The sequence below is a fragment of the Bradymonas sediminis genome, assembly GCF_003258315.1.
GTDB classification, from domain to species: domain Bacteria; phylum Myxococcota_A; class Bradymonadia; order Bradymonadales; family Bradymonadaceae; genus Bradymonas; species Bradymonas sediminis.
The window spans coordinates 4,570,411-4,585,222 of the sequence record NZ_CP030032.1 but is presented as its reverse complement, the minus strand read 5'-3'; the positions used below and the strand labels follow the sequence as shown (position 1 = coordinate 4,585,222).

11 protein-coding genes and 1 pseudogene are annotated in these 14,812 nt (G+C 61.5%); 8 read left to right on the top strand and 4 right to left on the bottom strand.

Annotated features, from left to right (window positions below; translation table 11 throughout):
• Window positions 1-593 precede the first annotated feature (593 nt).
• Window positions 594-2,318, top strand: coding sequence for a type IV pilus twitching motility protein PilT (locus DN745_RS20070; RefSeq protein ID WP_275426320.1), 1,725 nt, complete (start codon window positions 594-596; stop codon window positions 2,316-2,318).
• 76 nt (window positions 2,319-2,394) lie between these two features.
• Here the strand turns inward: DN745_RS20070 and DN745_RS17250 are convergent, their stop codons facing one another.
• On the bottom strand, window positions 2,395-2,616 hold the full coding sequence (locus DN745_RS17250; protein ID WP_111336812.1) for a hypothetical protein: 222 nt from the start codon (window positions 2,614-2,616) through the stop codon (window positions 2,395-2,397).
• Window positions 2,617-3,210: 594 nt separating this feature from the next.
• Here DN745_RS17250 and rho point away from each other — a divergent pair.
• From rho to DN745_RS17235, 3 genes are read left to right on the top strand one after another with little or no spacing between them, the layout of a single operon-like run.
• Window positions 3,211-4,458: a transcription termination factor Rho gene (rho, locus tag DN745_RS17245; RefSeq protein ID WP_111336810.1), complete on the top strand. Its 1,248-nt coding sequence runs from the start codon at window positions 3,211-3,213 to the stop codon at window positions 4,456-4,458.
• A gap of 7 nt (window positions 4,459-4,465) precedes the next feature.
• The gene (prfA, locus tag DN745_RS17240; protein WP_111336808.1) at window positions 4,466-5,536 is read left to right on the top strand and encodes a peptide chain release factor 1; all 1,071 of its coding nucleotides are present in this window, start codon (window positions 4,466-4,468) and stop codon (window positions 5,534-5,536) included.
• Window positions 5,529-5,927, top strand: coding sequence for a Rieske (2Fe-2S) protein (locus tag DN745_RS17235; RefSeq protein WP_162687755.1), 399 nt, complete (start codon window positions 5,529-5,531; stop codon window positions 5,925-5,927). The genes prfA and DN745_RS17235 overlap by 8 nt, the downstream gene beginning before the upstream one ends.
• 428 nt (window positions 5,928-6,355) lie before the next feature.
• Here the strand turns inward: DN745_RS17235 and DN745_RS17230 are convergent, their stop codons facing one another.
• Genes DN745_RS17230 through DN745_RS17220 form a run of 3 tightly spaced genes read right to left on the bottom strand, consistent with a single transcriptional unit; the run spans window position 6,356 to window position 10,043 of the window.
• On the bottom strand, window positions 6,356-7,348 hold the full coding sequence (locus DN745_RS17230; protein ID WP_111336804.1) for a PfkB family carbohydrate kinase: 993 nt from the start codon (window positions 7,346-7,348) through the stop codon (window positions 6,356-6,358).
• 7 nt (window positions 7,349-7,355) lie between these two features.
• On the bottom strand, window positions 7,356-8,132 hold the full coding sequence (locus DN745_RS17225; RefSeq protein WP_111336802.1) for an SDR family NAD(P)-dependent oxidoreductase: 777 nt from the start codon (window positions 8,130-8,132) through the stop codon (window positions 7,356-7,358).
• A 27-nt stretch (window positions 8,133-8,159) separates the two neighbouring features.
• Window positions 8,160-10,043: a 3-dehydroquinate synthase family protein gene (locus tag DN745_RS17220; RefSeq protein ID WP_162687754.1), complete on the bottom strand. Its 1,884-nt coding sequence runs from the start codon at window positions 10,041-10,043 to the stop codon at window positions 8,160-8,162.
• Window positions 10,044-10,486: 443 nt separating this feature from the next.
• Between DN745_RS17220 and DN745_RS17215 the strand changes: the two genes are divergently transcribed.
• From DN745_RS17215 to DN745_RS20260, 4 genes and pseudogenes are all read left to right on the top strand, one after another.
• Entirely contained in the window at window positions 10,487-12,046 is a 1,560-nt protein-coding gene (locus tag DN745_RS17215; RefSeq protein ID WP_111336798.1) for a serine/threonine protein kinase, read from the top strand.
• Between the two features lie 65 nt (window positions 12,047-12,111).
• Complete coding sequence (glgC, locus tag DN745_RS17210) at window positions 12,112-13,356, top strand: glucose-1-phosphate adenylyltransferase (protein ID WP_111336796.1); 1,245 nt, start codon at window positions 12,112-12,114, stop codon at window positions 13,354-13,356.
• Window positions 13,357-13,493: 137 nt separating this feature from the next.
• Window positions 13,494-14,159 (top strand): hypothetical protein, encoded by a 666-nt coding sequence (locus tag DN745_RS17205; protein WP_111336794.1) that lies wholly within the window; start codon window positions 13,494-13,496, stop codon window positions 14,157-14,159.
• A pseudogene (locus DN745_RS20260) lies at window positions 14,125-14,757 on the top strand (FAD-binding oxidoreductase); the annotation flags it as partial. The gene DN745_RS17205 and the pseudogene DN745_RS20260, both read left to right, overlap by 35 nt.
• Window positions 14,758-14,812: the final 55 nt, after the last annotated feature.

Here is a 14,812-nt window from a genome sequence, read left to right as displayed (position 1 = left end):
GCCTGGGCGCCCATAGCTTTTTTGGTTGCCAGGGTGCGCGCAAACCGCTCAAGGAGAACGCCACGTCCGCATTGCTTAGCCTGCGCCTCGACGACTTATTTCCAAAAAGAAATAGACTGAGAATCACTGGGGTAATGGGCCGCGATGCCCTCCTCTTGTTGCCGCCCTCTTCTATACCATAGTGGATTCGGCACGACTAGGATTTGATAGGGCCGATCGGCGGAAAGACTCCGTGGGGGCTCGGACATTAATGTCATGAATCCGGCGCCCCACCCGAGCGGGGCCAAGCCGTCAAGCGAGCAACCCGCCCGAGAAGGCCGCCAGGGGCACCCCACAAAAGTTGGCACGCCCCGTGCATATCAATGAGTTTGCACGGGAGGCCTCAAAACGTTCCCCAACGATCCAGCGCGCTCCCAGCACCTCGAAAGACGTCGACCCAATCGAATTGGGCCGGCGTTTTTCTGCTTCTTGGACACCTCATTTGATCGTGGATCGCTCAAACCGCCCCCAATTCCCCATCATTTCACTTGTCTCAGCGCGGCTTCGGAGTATCATAGGCGCCGCTAAACCCTCTTCAGATAGGTGGAACTACCGTGGCTCAAATTGACCGACTCCTTGGCACCCTCGTCGCTCGCCGGATCTCTCTGGCCGCCCTTCAACCGGATAAGGAGATCACGCTGGATATGGGAGGGGGCGACACGCGCCCCTTTAATAACCATATCCTCAGCGCCCGCCAGGTCGAGATGCTGCTGGCCGAGGTGATGCCCGACGACCTCAAAGAGTCGCTGCGCGACACGGGGCGGGCCGAATTTGAATACGATTCGCCGCATGGTCCGGTCGGGATGACCGCGCTTCGCCGGCGCGGGAAGCTCAGCGTCTATGTGTCGACCGCGCGCACCCTCGAGTATCAGGACGCCAACGAGCGCAGCGCCGGGGCGCCCGCGATCAAACCGTCGGGGCTTGGCGAAGAACCCTCGCCCGAACCCGCCGAAGTCGCCGAGGCAGCCGCCCCCCCGCAGCCCGACGAGACCGCCGGGGATAGCCTGTGGCGCCGCGAGCAGACCGGGCTTGAATTGGCGCTTGAGAGCCCGGGGCTCGGCGAGCAATCGTCGTTTGTCGACGCCACCTTGCGCCCCACGGCGGCTTCCCAGGAGCGCCGCGGCGAGCCGGCGGGGCGCGCCGAGCAAGCCCCGAGCAGCGCGCGCGCGATCGCCATGCAGGAGCCCGGAACCGAGGCGCCGATCGACAAATATCTGCGGGTGATGCATGAGCAGGACTGCTCCGACCTTCATATGACCAGCGGCAACCCGCCGATGTACCGAAAAGACGGTGAGATGGCGCTCATCGGCGAGATGAAATCACTGTCGCCAAGCGCGGTCGAAGAGCTGCTGCTGCCGATCATGCCGGACCGCAACCACGAAGAATTTATCGAGCTGCGCGACACCGACTTCGCCTATGAGATTGAGGGCATTGGCCGCTTCCGCTGCAACGTCTTTATGGATCGCCTCGGCCCGGGCGCGGTCTTTCGCATCATCCCCGAAGATATCCTGACGGCCGAGACCCTCGGCCTCTCCCAACATATCCTGGACCTATGCGCGCTCAACAAGGGGTTGGTGCTGGTAACCGGGCCCACCGGCTCGGGTAAATCCACCACCCTGGCCGCGATGATCGACTATATAAACCGCACCCGAAAATCGCATATCATCACGGTCGAAGATCCCATCGAGTTTGTGCACCCGAACAAAAAATGCCTGATCAATCAGCGCGAAGTTGGGGTGCATACGATGAGCTTCAAGAACGCGATTCGCGCGGCGCTGCGCGAAGACCCGGATATCATCCTGGTCGGCGAGCTGCGCGACCTGGAGACCATCCATATGGCGATCGAGACCGCCGAGACAGGCCACCTGGTCTTCGGCACCCTGCACACTAACACCGCGCCCTCGACGGTCGACCGGCTGATCGACCAATTCCCCACCGACCGCCAATCCCAGGTGCGCACGATGCTGTCGGAGTCACTGCGCGCGGTCATCGCCCAGACGCTGTGCAAAAAGATCGGCGGCGGGCGCGTCGCCGCCCTCGAGGTGCTCATCGGCAACCGCGCGGTCGCCAACCTGATCCGAAACGCCAAGACTCACCAGCTCCCCTCGATCATGGAGACCGCCAAAGGCGAGGGCATGGTCGCCCTGAACGACTCGCTCTTCGCGCTGGTCGAGCAGGGGCTCGTTAGCGCCGAAGAGGCGCATTATAACGCCATCGAAAAGGGCACGCTGGCGCGGCGCTTAAAAGCGGCAGGCCACGCGATTGAGGCCAGCGAGTGATCCCTAGAAATTGGAACATTGTGGCAGTGCCACGCGTACTTCCCGCCGAGCGAGTGGCCCCGGAGCGGTCCGGCACTTAGCGCGCCCGCGAAAAGCTCTTCGGACCTGGGTGCTTGAAGGCTGGGAAAAGCAGCGACAACCCCAATGCAGGGGTCACCATCAGAGCGCTCGACAGGCGGCCGACCACTTCGAGCGTCTGAGCGATCACGAGAAGGCAACCGAACTGCGCGTGTTCCAGGCGACGCGACCCGCTGAGGGCGACGCCGAATAAAAGCAAATAACTTGGCGACAACTTCATCCGTTTCCTTAGTACCGAATTTGACTTGACAAACCCACTTGACAGCCTGTTAAAAGCGTTTATGCTTCACGGCGCAAGATGACGTCTTTGAAGTCTGAGTTCTCGGTTTGAGAACACGTATGGTTGTCTTAATGGCGGCATACCCAACGCCATGATGTTATGACCCCCTTCCGCGTCTAGAACCGCACGAACAACACCGACTTACTATTTCCAGCACATATACCGCGGCGTTTTTGCGGTTTGAGGGCTCTTGACGGCGAGTGTGTTTTTTCGCCTCAAATTGACGGTATGCTCAGGTATTAACCACGCCTCAACGCCCTTGGCATCTTGCTCAACGGTCGCATCGCGCGGCCGAGCATCCCAGAATTGATATATTGTTTTGAACGGCGGCCATTTCAAACTAGAGTTCACTAAATAACCAATAAGTGCGCCCTACATTGCCCCACCCTTCGTTATTTTTAACCACCCAAATATTTCCCCAATCCTACCTCGCCCGACCACTCGGAGGCTGCGACTTTTCACGTTCGCGCATCCCCCGTCTGCGGCAGCGAAAGAATTGATACCCACACCGGGTCATCCCTCTGAGGAGCATTCATGAACCTGAAAAGTTTAAAAGCACTAAAAATCGGCGAGCTCGCCAAGATGGCCAAAAAGGCCAAGATCGAAGGCGCGCCAAATATGCGAAAGCAGGAGCTCATCTTTGCGCTTCTGCAATCGCAGACCGAAAAAGACGGCCAAATCTACGGCGAGGGAACGCTTGAAATCCTGCCCGATGGCTTCGGCTTCTTGCGCGCCCCCGACTATAATTACCTGCCGGGCCCCGACGATATCTACGTCTCCCCGAGCCAGATTCGCCGCTTCAATCTTCGCACCGGCGACACGATCAGCGGCCAGATTCGCCCCCCCAAAGACAACGAGCGCTACTTCGCCTTGCTCAAGGTCGAAGCCGTCAACTTCGACGACCCCGAAGGCTCGCGCGACAAGATTCTCTTCGACAACCTGACCCCGCTGTACCCGCAAGAGCGCATCGACCTGGAGAGCGCCTCCGAGAAGCATAGCCTGCGCATCCTCGATCTGCTCACGCCGATCGGGAAGGGCCAGCGCGCGCTCATCGTCGCGCCGCCGCGTACCGGTAAAACGGTGCTCCTGCAGGACATCGCCCACGGCGTGGCCAAGAACCACCCGGACGCCGCCCTCATCGTGCTGCTCATCGACGAGCGCCCCGAAGAGGTCACCGACATGCAGCGTTCGGTCGACGGCGAGGTCATCAGCTCGACCTTCGACGAGCCGGCCGAGCGTCATGTGCAGGTGGCCGAGATGGTCATCGAGAAGGCCAAACGCCTGGTCGAGCACCAGCGCGACGTGGTCATCTTGCTCGACTCGATCACGCGTCTTGCGCGCGCCTATAATACAGTCGTGCCGCCGTCGGGGAAAATCCTCTCCGGTGGTGTCGACTCCAACGCGCTGCACAAGCCGAAGCGCTTCTTCGGCGCCGCGCGCAATATCGAAGAGGGCGGAAGCCTGACCATCATCGCCACCGCGCTTGTCGACACCGGCAGCCGCATGGACGAGGTCATCTTCGAGGAGTTCAAAGGTACCGGTAACTGCGAGCTGCACCTGGACCGCAAGCTCATGGAGAAGCGTATCTTCCCGTGCCTCAACATCAACAAGTCCGGCACGCGAAAAGAGGAGCTGCTCATGAGCGAGCAACAGCTCAACCGCGTCTGGATCCTGCGCCAGCTCCTGCACCCCCTCAACGTCGTCGACTCGATGGAATTCCTCATCGACAAGATGGGCAAGACCGACTCGAACGCCGATTTCCTCAACTCAATGAGCGGCTAATACCCCCATGTTTCAGAAGTTAGAGGAAGTACAGGCAAGGTACCGCGAGCTGAATAGTCAGCTCGCGGACCCCAGCATTGCAGCAGATCCGGGGCGATATCAGAAGTTGGCCAAGGAGCACGCCAGCCTTCAAGATATCGTTGATGCTTACGCACGCCTGCGCGAAGTCGAAGACGAGATCGAGGCAAATAAGTCGCTGCTTGAAGAGGATGACGACGAGCTCAAGGCGATGGCGCGCGCCGAGATCGCCGAGTTTGAGGCCGAAGAAGAGCGCCTCAAGAAGCACCTCAAGCAGCTCTTGATCCCCAAAGATCCGCTCGACGAGAAGAATATCTTGCTCGAGATCCGCGCGGGCACCGGCGGCGACGAGGCCGCGCTTTTTGTGGGCGACCTCTTCCGCATGTACGACCGCTACGCCGCCAACCGCGGCTGGAAGGTCGACATCGTCGAGGCCAGCCAGACCGACACCGGCGGGTTCAAAGAGGTCATCGCCATGATCGAGGGCGACGACGTCTATAGCCACCTCAAATACGAGGGCGGCACCCACCGGGTTCAGCGCGTGCCGGCGACCGAGAGCCAGGGGCGCATCCACACCTCGGCGGTCACCGTGGCCGTTTTGCCCGAGGCCGAAGATGTCGAGCTCGACCTCGACATGAACGACCTCAAATTCGACACCTATCGCTCGTCGGGCCCCGGCGGCCAGTCGGTCAACACGACGGACTCGGCCATCCGCATCACCTATATCCCGACCGGGATGATCGTGACCTGCCAGGACGAAAAGAGTCAGCACAAAAACCGGGCCAAGGCCCTCAAGGTCATGAAGACCCGTCTGCTCGAGCTCAAGCGCGAGAGCGCCCACCAGGAGCGCGCTGCCGAGCGGCGCGACCAGGTCGGCAGCGGCGACCGCTCCGAGCGAATCCGCACCTATAATTTCCCCCAATCGCGCATCACCGACCATCGCATCGGTTATAGCACGCGGCGTTTGGATGATATTTTGGCCGGTGATCTCGACGCCATCCTGGACCCGATCCACACCCATTTCCAGGCCGAGCGACTGCAGAACCTCAGCGATGACTAATCCCTCAAATATCGTCGCGACGATTGCGCTCGACGCACCCGCACGCGCAGATCAGCGCGTGTGGGCCTTCGATTATGTCGATGGGTTTGGGCGCCCCGCCTCCGGCATCCTGGTGCGCCTGAGCGGCGACGCCGAAGCCACCGAATACCGCGCCTACCGCAACCTCTGCCCGCATTGGTCGATGCCGCTGGACGGCGGCACCGGCGAATTTCTCGACGACTCCGGCCACCTCATTCAATGCAAAATGCACGGCGCCCGGTTCGAGATCGACACCGGCGAGTGTATTTTGGGCCCCTGTGATGGCGAATATCTTGAAGAATTGCGGGTGGAGTTGAGCGCGGACGGGACGAGCGCGACGATTCGGCGCGGCGGTGGGCTTCGGTTGGGTTGATGGGCTTCGTGATTTTGATGCCCCCCGCGAGGGCTCGCCCCCCATAGGGATGCCCCTTTTTTGGCAGGCCCCGCTCTTTTGGGGGCATGCACATGGGGGGGCTGGAGGGGGCAGGGCCTTAGCGTTGCCATTGGGATGGCCTCCCGAGGCCCCCGCGAGGGCTCGCCCCCCCATAGGGATGCCCCTTTTTTGACAGGCCCCGCTCTTTTGGGGGCATGCGCATGGGGGTGCTGGTGGGGTAAGGGCCCTAGAGCTGCCATTAAGATGGCCTCACGAGGCCCCCGGGAGGGCTCGACCCCCCATAGGGATGCCCCTTTTTTGACAGGCCTCGCTCTTTTGGGGGGATGCATATGGGGGGCTGGAGGGGTGAGGGCCTTAGCGTTGGCAGAAAATGCCGTCCGAGGCTCAAAGGCTGGGCTTAAGCTGTCCTAGTCATCGTGGACTTCGCCGCAAAATTCGAACTCGTCGTAGTCATCGTCGTCATCGTCGCCGTAGTCCTCTTCGCCCAGATCAAGGGCGTCGGCGGGCACCTGCTCGGCGCGGGCGACGGCCTCGTCGATGCGGCTCAGGGCGCGCGCGCCGCGCCCCTCGACCACGATCGACGCGGCGGCGGCGGCGAAACGCGCGGCGGCGATCATATCTTCGCCCAGCGCGACCCGATGCGCAAAACTCGCCGCGAACACGTCTCCTGCGCCCGTGGGATCGCTGGCCTCGGTCGGATAGATGCCCACCTCGACCGGCTCTCCATACACGAAAATCTGGCTGCCCAGCTCGCCACGGGTAAACGCGACCAGGGGCACCGCCTCGGTCAGCTTCTCGAGCAGCCCGGGCTGTCCGATCACGTCTTCTTCGCTCAAACAGGCGATATCGACGCCGCGAAAATCCTCGGCCACCACCCCCCAATACTCCTGGACAACCCGCCGGGCGCCGGGGAAATCATCGCCCTTAAACAGCGGCCCGGCGCGCTTGATCCACCCCTGGATATTGATCGCGATAAGCGCGTCCGGGTTGACCTCGCGGATGGCGGTCTTCCACGTTTCGAGGTCGATCTCACCGAGCACCGGGGCCAGATGAATGAGGTCCGCCTGCATCCACTCTGGCGGGACCATCTTCGGCAGGACCGGGCCAGCCAGCGCCTTTAAGAGCTGAACGCGCGGCTTATCGGTCGGATAATAATTGGCGAAGACGGTCGTCTCGCCGGCCTGATGCAGGGTGAGATCGAGGTCGGCGACCTCGTGCGCGCAGCCGAAATCATCGCCCGCCACGGCCACCAGATGCACGCTTAAATTGGCGCCGTCCTCGCGCTTTGCCTGCTCGGCGAGCGCGGCGTGAACCCGCGCGCCGTAGAAGGCGCAGCCCCCCGCGACGACCTCGTCGCCGTAATAATCATGGGTAATATGGCCGACGACCAGGGTCTTCATAATGTCCTCAATTCAAAAACTCGCCGCCGGCAATATTATAGGATTGCCCGGTGATAACCGACGCGGCGTCGGAGCATAAGAAGGCGATAAGCTCGGCCACGTCTTCGGCCGCGACCATGCGGCCCAGGGGAATGCCGGCGATAGCCTGGGCGCGGTATGCCTCTTCGGACATCCCGGCGCGCCGCGCGCCCTCGCGCGCGTCCGCCCGTGACATTGGCGTGTCGACCCAGCCGGGGCACACCGCGTTGACGCGGATCTTTCGCGCCGCCAACTCCAGGGCCACGCAGCGGGTCAACCCAAGCACCGCGTGCTTGCTCGCCGTATACGCCTCGTAGCCCGCCCGCGCGTTCTTTCCCAAGCCGGAGGACACCGTCACGATGCTCCCGCCGTCGGGCATCGTGCGCGCGGCGGCTTTGACGCAGTTATAGACGCCGTGCACGTTGATATTCATCGCCCGATGCCACACCGCGTCGCTATTCTCATCGTCCAGGCGCGCCTGCTCGCAGACGCCGGCGGCTGCGACCAGAATATCGACCGGGCCGACCTCGGCGAAGAACGCCTCGACCGCCGCCGGGTCGCTCACGTCGAGCGAATGCGTGCGCACCTGCTCGGCCGCGGCGCCGCCTGCGACCAGCGAGGCTTTCGCCTCGGCCAGGCGCTCGGCGTTGCGCGCGCACAGGATAACCTCGACTTCTGACGGCGCAGACGCCGCGCTCAGAAACGCCCGCGCGCTCTCCAGTCCAATGCCCGACGAGCCACCGGTGATAAGAATCTTTCGAGCCATAATCAGGTCCTTCGCAGTTTAAAAAACTCAGTAGGTCTGCTTGATCGCCTCGCGCAACACAGCGTCGCTGACCGGGATCACATAATCGCCGTCGACCGACCATAGGCTGCCCGGGCCGTCGACCAAGGCCATGCGCGTTCCCTCGGTCAGGTAGCGCTTATTATAGCGCATCATCGACATGATATCGTCGATATCGATCGACGCGGGGATGCGGGTCGGCAGCTTATATTGCTTGATGAGGCGCTCGTGCAGCTCGACGATATCGTCGCCGCAACCGCCCAGCAGGCGCGAGACGCGCGCCGCGATCATCATGCCGATGCCCACCGACTGGCCGTGGTTGAGGTCATAGGCCGACAGGAACTCGATCGGATGGCCGACGGTGTGACCATATTGCAGGACCATGCCCTCGCGGTATTCCTTGGGGTCGACGGCCATAAGCTCGCATTTTAGCTCGATATTCTTGCGCACGACGGTCTCCAAGAAGTCCGGGTCGTGGATGCTCCCGTCGTAGTCGAGCAGGTATTGCAGGTACTCCGGGTCCTGGCCGAGGGCGTGCTTGACGACCTCGCTGAGGCCGTCGGGGATCAGCCAATCCTCGAGGGTGGCGAGCACCTCGACGTCGACCGCGATGCTGATCGGCGGGTAATAGGAGCCCACCAGGTTCTTGCCGCGCGCGCCGTTAACGCCCTGTTTGTGGCTGATCGCCGCGTCGCATTGGGCCATCAAAGTCGTCGGCACGTGCACCAGCCCGATGCCGCGATACAGCGTCGAGGCGAGGAATCCGCAGACGTTGCAAACCGCGCCGCCGCCCAGCGAAATCAGGATCGATCGCTCATCGATCCCCTCGCCGATCACATGCTCGACCAGGCGGGTATAATTCTCGAGGGTCTTCGCTTCTTCGCCCTCGGCCATCACGACCCGGCGCACGTCGTAGCCCATCTTTTTAAGGCCGCCGACAAAGTCATCGCCGTAGATGGAGTTCACCTTCGTGTCGGTGAACACATAGACCGGCGAGGAGGCGCTGGCGTCCGGGATAAGCTGCAGGCGGTCGGGGTTGCGCACGAATCCGCGCTGCACATAGACGTCGGTCTCGTGCGGTTTGCCGGTGGTAAAGGTGTATTTTTTGGTCTTCACGTCGCTCGCGTCGGCGAACTCGGGGCGCAGCACCGTCTGCACGCGATGCTGTTTGCGCATCGCCATCTCGGCGCGAATCATCATCGGGGGCGTGTCGATATCGAACCAGAGCGCGCCGTCGACATAGGCAGCGCCGACTTTTTGGGCGGCGCCGAGCTTTGCAAGGCCGGCGGTGAGGTCGACAGGTTCGCCATCGGTGCCCTCAAGGACTTCTTCGAGGGCGTCGAAGACCGCCGGTTTGCAGGCAAAGAGCCCCGCGTCGATCCCCTGGAAATTCTCGATATGGCGGCCTGCGTCCACGACCTTGTCGTGTTTGAGCGCGAGCTTCACGGCCGCGTCGATGTCGTAAATACGCTCGGTATCCCGGTCCACCAACATCGACACGATCTGGTCGTCGCCGATCTCAAGCGCCGCCATCTTCGCCACCAATTCGGCGTCGAAAAGATGGTCCGCCATCGCCAATAAGAAGGGCTCATCGCTCCCCGCGAACGCCCCGCGCGCCGCCAGCAGGCTGCTCGCCAGGCCCTTTTCCCACTCGGCGTTTTCGACCAACTCGATCTTCATATTGAAGTCGGGGTGGGCGGCCAATTGGCGCTCGATCTTCTTGCCTTCATAGCCCACGACGATGACCGCATGCTCCACCCCAACCTCCTCAAGTCGCTTGAGCAGGTGGAAGATAATGGGGCGTCCGCCGACATCGACGAGCGGTTTGGGCGTATTGGGACGGTCGAGGCGAGCGCCGCGTCCGGCGGCGGGAATCAGGGCTTTTTTGTACATCGTGTCGCACCAGGATTTGTCGTAGCGAGGATATGGCGAATATCTGCTAAAAACCAACGCGCCGCCTCTATATGGAGACGAAGCTTTTAGCGCAGCAGCCATAACATTCTCGCTTCTGCGCGTCGAGATCGCGTATCGCGCCCGCGCTTTTTAATCGGCTCGAGCCTCCCATGCCTGTCAGAGCGGCGCGAGACGCCGCTTTATCGCCAAAACGCGCAAGATTCTGCGACTTCGCTCGCGCGGATTCGAAACTGCGCAACATCCGTGACACCAGCGCATTGTTGCCATAAGATTCTATCCGATGAACTTTATAAGATAGCAGCCCTTCTATTTTGAAATCGCAGGATTTTAAGCAGTCGCCGCAAGGCGGGGAAGGGCGAGCATCGAGTGTTTAATACGTCGATCTGTGAACCACTGAACCCTTATTTGAAGAACTCCGATTTATGGCCGAACAGCGATATCAGGTAATTGAACGCATCGACGCCGGCGGAATGGCTGAGGTGTTCAAGGCGAACTCAACCAGCCTGCAAGGCTATCAAAAACTCGTGGCGATCAAGCGAGTTTTGCCGGAGCTGACCCAGAACGAGCGCTTCGTGCGCATGTTCTTGGACGAGGCGAAGGTCAGCCTTCACCTAAACCACACCAACGTGGTCCAGGTCTTCGATCTCGGCATCGCCGACGAAACATATTTCATCGTGATGGAGTATGTGGACGGGAGTAACCTCAAGAAGATCATTCAGCTTCTGGGACAAAAGAAGCAGCGCTTGTCGGTCGAGCAGGCGGTTTATATCGCGCTGCAGGTCTGCCAGGGGTTGGCCCACGCGCACGCGCTCTTGGACCAGCGCGGGGCGCATCTGGGGATTGTCCACCGTGACATCAGCCCGCCGAACGTGCTGTTGTCGCGCGAGGGCGAGGTCAAAATCACCGACTTCGGGTTGGCCAAGGCGCGCGATCAGGCCGAAGTGACCGATCCCGGCGTGGTGAAGGGCAAATTCGGTTATCTGTCGCCCGAGGCCGCCACCGGCGAGAATGTCGACGCGCGCACGGACCTCTTTGCGGTCGGTATTTTGCTCTGGGAGATGATCGCCGGGCGGCGGCTCTTCCTGGGCGAGACGGACTATAAGACCCTCCAACTTGTTCGCGAGGCGAAGATCCCCTCGCTGGCCCAATTCGGGTGCCGCGTGCCGCCGCGACTCGAGCATATCCTCAAGAGGGCGCTGGCCCGCGACCCGGCCCAGCGCTACCAGAGCGCCAAGGAGTTGGGCGCGCATCTGGCCCGCTTTCTCTTCGAATACGGCAAGGTCGTCTCGGCCTTCGACATCGCCCATCTGGTCGATAATATCCTGGAGAAGAAGGACGAGCGCGCCACCGCGGCCGACGTCGCCGCCGGCAAGCAGGTTCAGCGCGAGCTCAATAAGCTGATGTCACTCGAGGAGATGGGGAATCTCGACCTGCTGATGACCCAGCGATACGGTCAGATCACCCCCGACGCCGAGGAATCCGGCGAATATAGCGGCGACGGCGAAGACCCGCGCGAGTGGATGGATCTGGGCTTTAGCGGCGATGATTTTGTGCCGTCGATGGACCCCGCGCATAATACGCCGATTCCGGGCGGTGGCGGCGATAAATGGCAGGCTGGCGGCCTCCAAGACGTCGCCCGCGCGACCCAGACGATGGAGGCGATCAAGGTCCCCCAGGAGGTGCGCGATGCGGCGCGAAGCGCCATGCAGCGGCCGTCACAACCGACCCCAAAACAAGAAGAGCCGCCACCGCAGGCGCGCCCTCAACCACCGGCCCAACCTCGCCGCCCTGAAGCGCAACCCGCGCCCGCTGAGTTGCCCGAAGTCCAACCCGCTCAGGCTCCCCAGCACTCCTTTGGGGCGCTGCCGCAGTCCCCGCCGAGCGCGAATACCGGCGAGAAGACCGGCGGCAAGGCGCCGCTGATTATCATCGTCCTGCTCTTGCTGATTATCATTGGAGTTGCCGTCGTTTTTATGACATGATCTCGGGCTCATTCTAGAATAATTGATTGGCTTCAATTCCTCTATTTTTAGCTATTTAGGACGCTATGGAAGACGCGCTGGTGATGATTCTTGCGGGTGGTGTCGGCAGTCGCCTGCGCCCTTTGACCCTGGACCGCGCTAAGCCCGCGGTTCCCTTCGGTGGCCGCTACCGCATCATTGACTTCGTGTTGTCGAATTTCGTCAATAGCGGGTTTTATAAGATCAAAGTGCTGACCCAATACAAAGCGGACAGCATGATCAACCATATCTCCAGGGGATGGCGGCTCTCGGAGATGCTCAGCCATTATGTCGACGCGGTGCCCGCCCAGCAGCGGCGCGGGCCCCATTGGTATAGCGGCAGCGCCGACGCGATCTACCAAAACCTCAATCTCATCGACGACGCCAACCCGCGCGATATCTGTGTCTTCGGCGGCGATCATATCTATAAGATGGACGTCGCTCAGATGCTCAAACACCACCGGGATCGCGGCGCCGAGCTCACGGTCGCGGCCATCCCGGTCCCCCTAGAAGAGGGCACCCAATTCGGCATCATCGAGGTCGACGCAGAAGGGCGGATCATCGGTTTTGAGGAGAAGCCCGACAACCCGCGCCCGATGCCCAATGACCCGACGCGATGCCTGGCCTCGATGGGCAATTATATCTTCGGCAGTCAGGCCCTGGTGCGCGAAGTCACCCGCGACGCCGAGGACGAAAACTCGGCGCACGACTTCGGCAAAAATATCGTCACCCGCATGGTGCAGGACGCGGATTGCCCGGTCTTCGTCTACGATTTTTCCACGAATATCATCCCCGGCCAACCGCTGGCGGAGCAGGGCTATTGGCGCGACGTCGGCAGCATCGACGCCTATTGGCAGAGCTCGATGGACCTGGTGGCGTTGTCACCGCAATTCGACCTCTATAACCCCAAGTGGCCCATCCGCACGCGCTATAAACACTACGCGCCGGCCAAATTTGTCCACGATGACCCGGACAATAACCGCGTGGGAAGCGCGGTGAATTCGATGGTCGCCGAGGGTGTGATCGTCTCGGGTGGGCTGATCCGAAATAGCATTCTCTTCCCGCGCGTGCGGGTGAATTCATATTCGAGCATCGAGGAATCGGTGCTCTTTACCCGGGTGCAGGTCGGGCGCCACGCGCGCCTGCGCCGCTGCGTGATCGACAAGGATGTCGAAATCCCACCTTATGCGGAGATCGGCTTTAATCTCGAAGAAGACCGCCGCCGCTTCACCGTGTCACCCGAGGGCGTCGTGGTCATTCCGAAGGGCACGACTTTAGAAGATTTCGAATAATTTTCGGCCGCTGTCCTCCATCTTTTGCGCTTGCAAAGGCGTCGGCCCGGACGCATGATACCGCAAATAATGACTGGCGAGTCACCCAAATATGTGACGCCGCTCGCCCCTATATATACACCCATCGGATTTGAGTCGTGGAAGACGAACCCACCCCACAAAATACGACGCACCAAGAGAACGCGAAGGCCGACGGGGGCCCGCAGCCCGAGGGCATCGCCGCCCACCTGCCCAGGCTTTTTAGGGCCTTTGAGCAAGCGCGCGCCTCCGGCAAGAGCGCCTCTAGCTGGTTGGCCGACGGCCTCTCATTGCTCGGCGCCCTGCATAAATTGGGGCGCACGCTCACCCAATTGGCCAACCACGCGCGCCGCGCGGCCGCGCAAAACCGCGCTCAAGAAAATGCCGTCGCCCAGCCGCTCCTCGACGCCGACATCATTAACGACATTCGTGAACAATTTCAGGATCTTATCGACCAGTTTCCGGACGCCGGCGAGCTCTTTTTTGGCGTCGATAAGCTCGATGATTTCATCGCGGAGCTCTTCGTCGGCTCGACCGATATCTCGTTGCTCGGGGCCTTCGGCGACCTGGGCGACTTCCTCGACGCGAAGCTGTCGGGATTTGTCGAGCGCCTGATCGACTGGGCGTTTGACCAAGAGGAGAGCGGCCTACACGCCGAGAACCCAAAATTTAAGCGAATTGAAGAGTTTATTCACGGACTTGAAAACCTAATGCAGGAGGTGCTCGATCGCTGGGTGCTTCCGGGAATTTATGACCTCGATGGTGATGAAGACGACGCCTCATAGGAAAGAGACACTGGATACGACGCAAGAAAGCGCCAAATCGGACACCATCTCGCGCGCGATGCGCAGCGATCTGGCCAGGATCGTTGGCCCCCAACACGTCTTGCACAGCGCGCCCGACCGGCTCGCCTACCACGTCGACTGCTGGCCGCGCGGGATCATTCGAACCCGCGGGGGCGATATCAACCACCATCTACCGGCCGCGATTGTGCAGCCGGCCAACGCCGACGAGATCGTCGAATTGGTGCGCTGGGCGCGCAGGACCTCGACCGCGCTGGTGCCTTTTGGCGCGGGCAGCGGGGTGTGCGGCGGGGCGGTGCCGGGCAACAACCAGGTGGTCGTCGACGTCAAACGCATGAATCGCATCCTGGAAACCCGCGAAGACGACCTGACCGTGCGCGTTGAGGCAGGCGCGATCGGCATGCCGTTTGAGGAGGAGCTGCAGCGGCGCGGGTATACCCTGGGCCATTTTCCATCCTCCATCTATTGCTCGAGCGTGGGCGGTTGGGTCGCGGCGCGCGGCGCCGGACAATTCTCGACGCGCTACGGAAAGATCGAGGATATGATCGCCTCGCTTCGCGTGGTGACCGGGGCAGGGGAGATCATCGACACCGCACCGAACCCGCTCATCGCGCCGGCCGAGCGGCGCGTGCCGC

Excerpts from the sequence above, each read along its gene's own strand:
- prfA (WP_111336808.1), top strand. The coding sequence starts at position 4,466 with ATGTTTCAGAAGTTAGAGGAAGTACAGGCAAGGTACCGCGAGCTGAAT.
- rho (WP_111336810.1), top strand. The coding sequence starts at position 3,211 with ATGAACCTGAAAAGTTTAAAAGCACTAAAAATCGGCGAGCTCGCCAAG.
- glgC (WP_111336796.1), top strand. The coding sequence starts at position 12,112 with ATGGAAGACGCGCTGGTGATGATTCTTGCGGGTGGTGTCGGCAGTCGC.
- DN745_RS17250 (WP_111336812.1), bottom strand. The coding sequence starts at position 2,616 with ATGAAGTTGTCGCCAAGTTATTTGCTTTTATTCGGCGTCGCCCTCAGC.
- DN745_RS17215 (WP_111336798.1), top strand. The coding sequence starts at position 10,487 with ATGGCCGAACAGCGATATCAGGTAATTGAACGCATCGACGCCGGCGGA.
- DN745_RS17225 (WP_111336802.1), bottom strand. The coding sequence starts at position 8,132 with ATGGCTCGAAAGATTCTTATCACCGGTGGCTCGTCGGGCATTGGACTG.
- DN745_RS17235 (WP_162687755.1), top strand. The coding sequence starts at position 5,529 with ATGACTAATCCCTCAAATATCGTCGCGACGATTGCGCTCGACGCACCC.
- DN745_RS17220 (WP_162687754.1), bottom strand. The coding sequence starts at position 10,043 with ATGTACAAAAAAGCCCTGATTCCCGCCGCCGGACGCGGCGCTCGCCTC.
- DN745_RS17230 (WP_111336804.1), bottom strand. The coding sequence starts at position 7,348 with ATGAAGACCCTGGTCGTCGGCCATATTACCCATGATTATTACGGCGAC.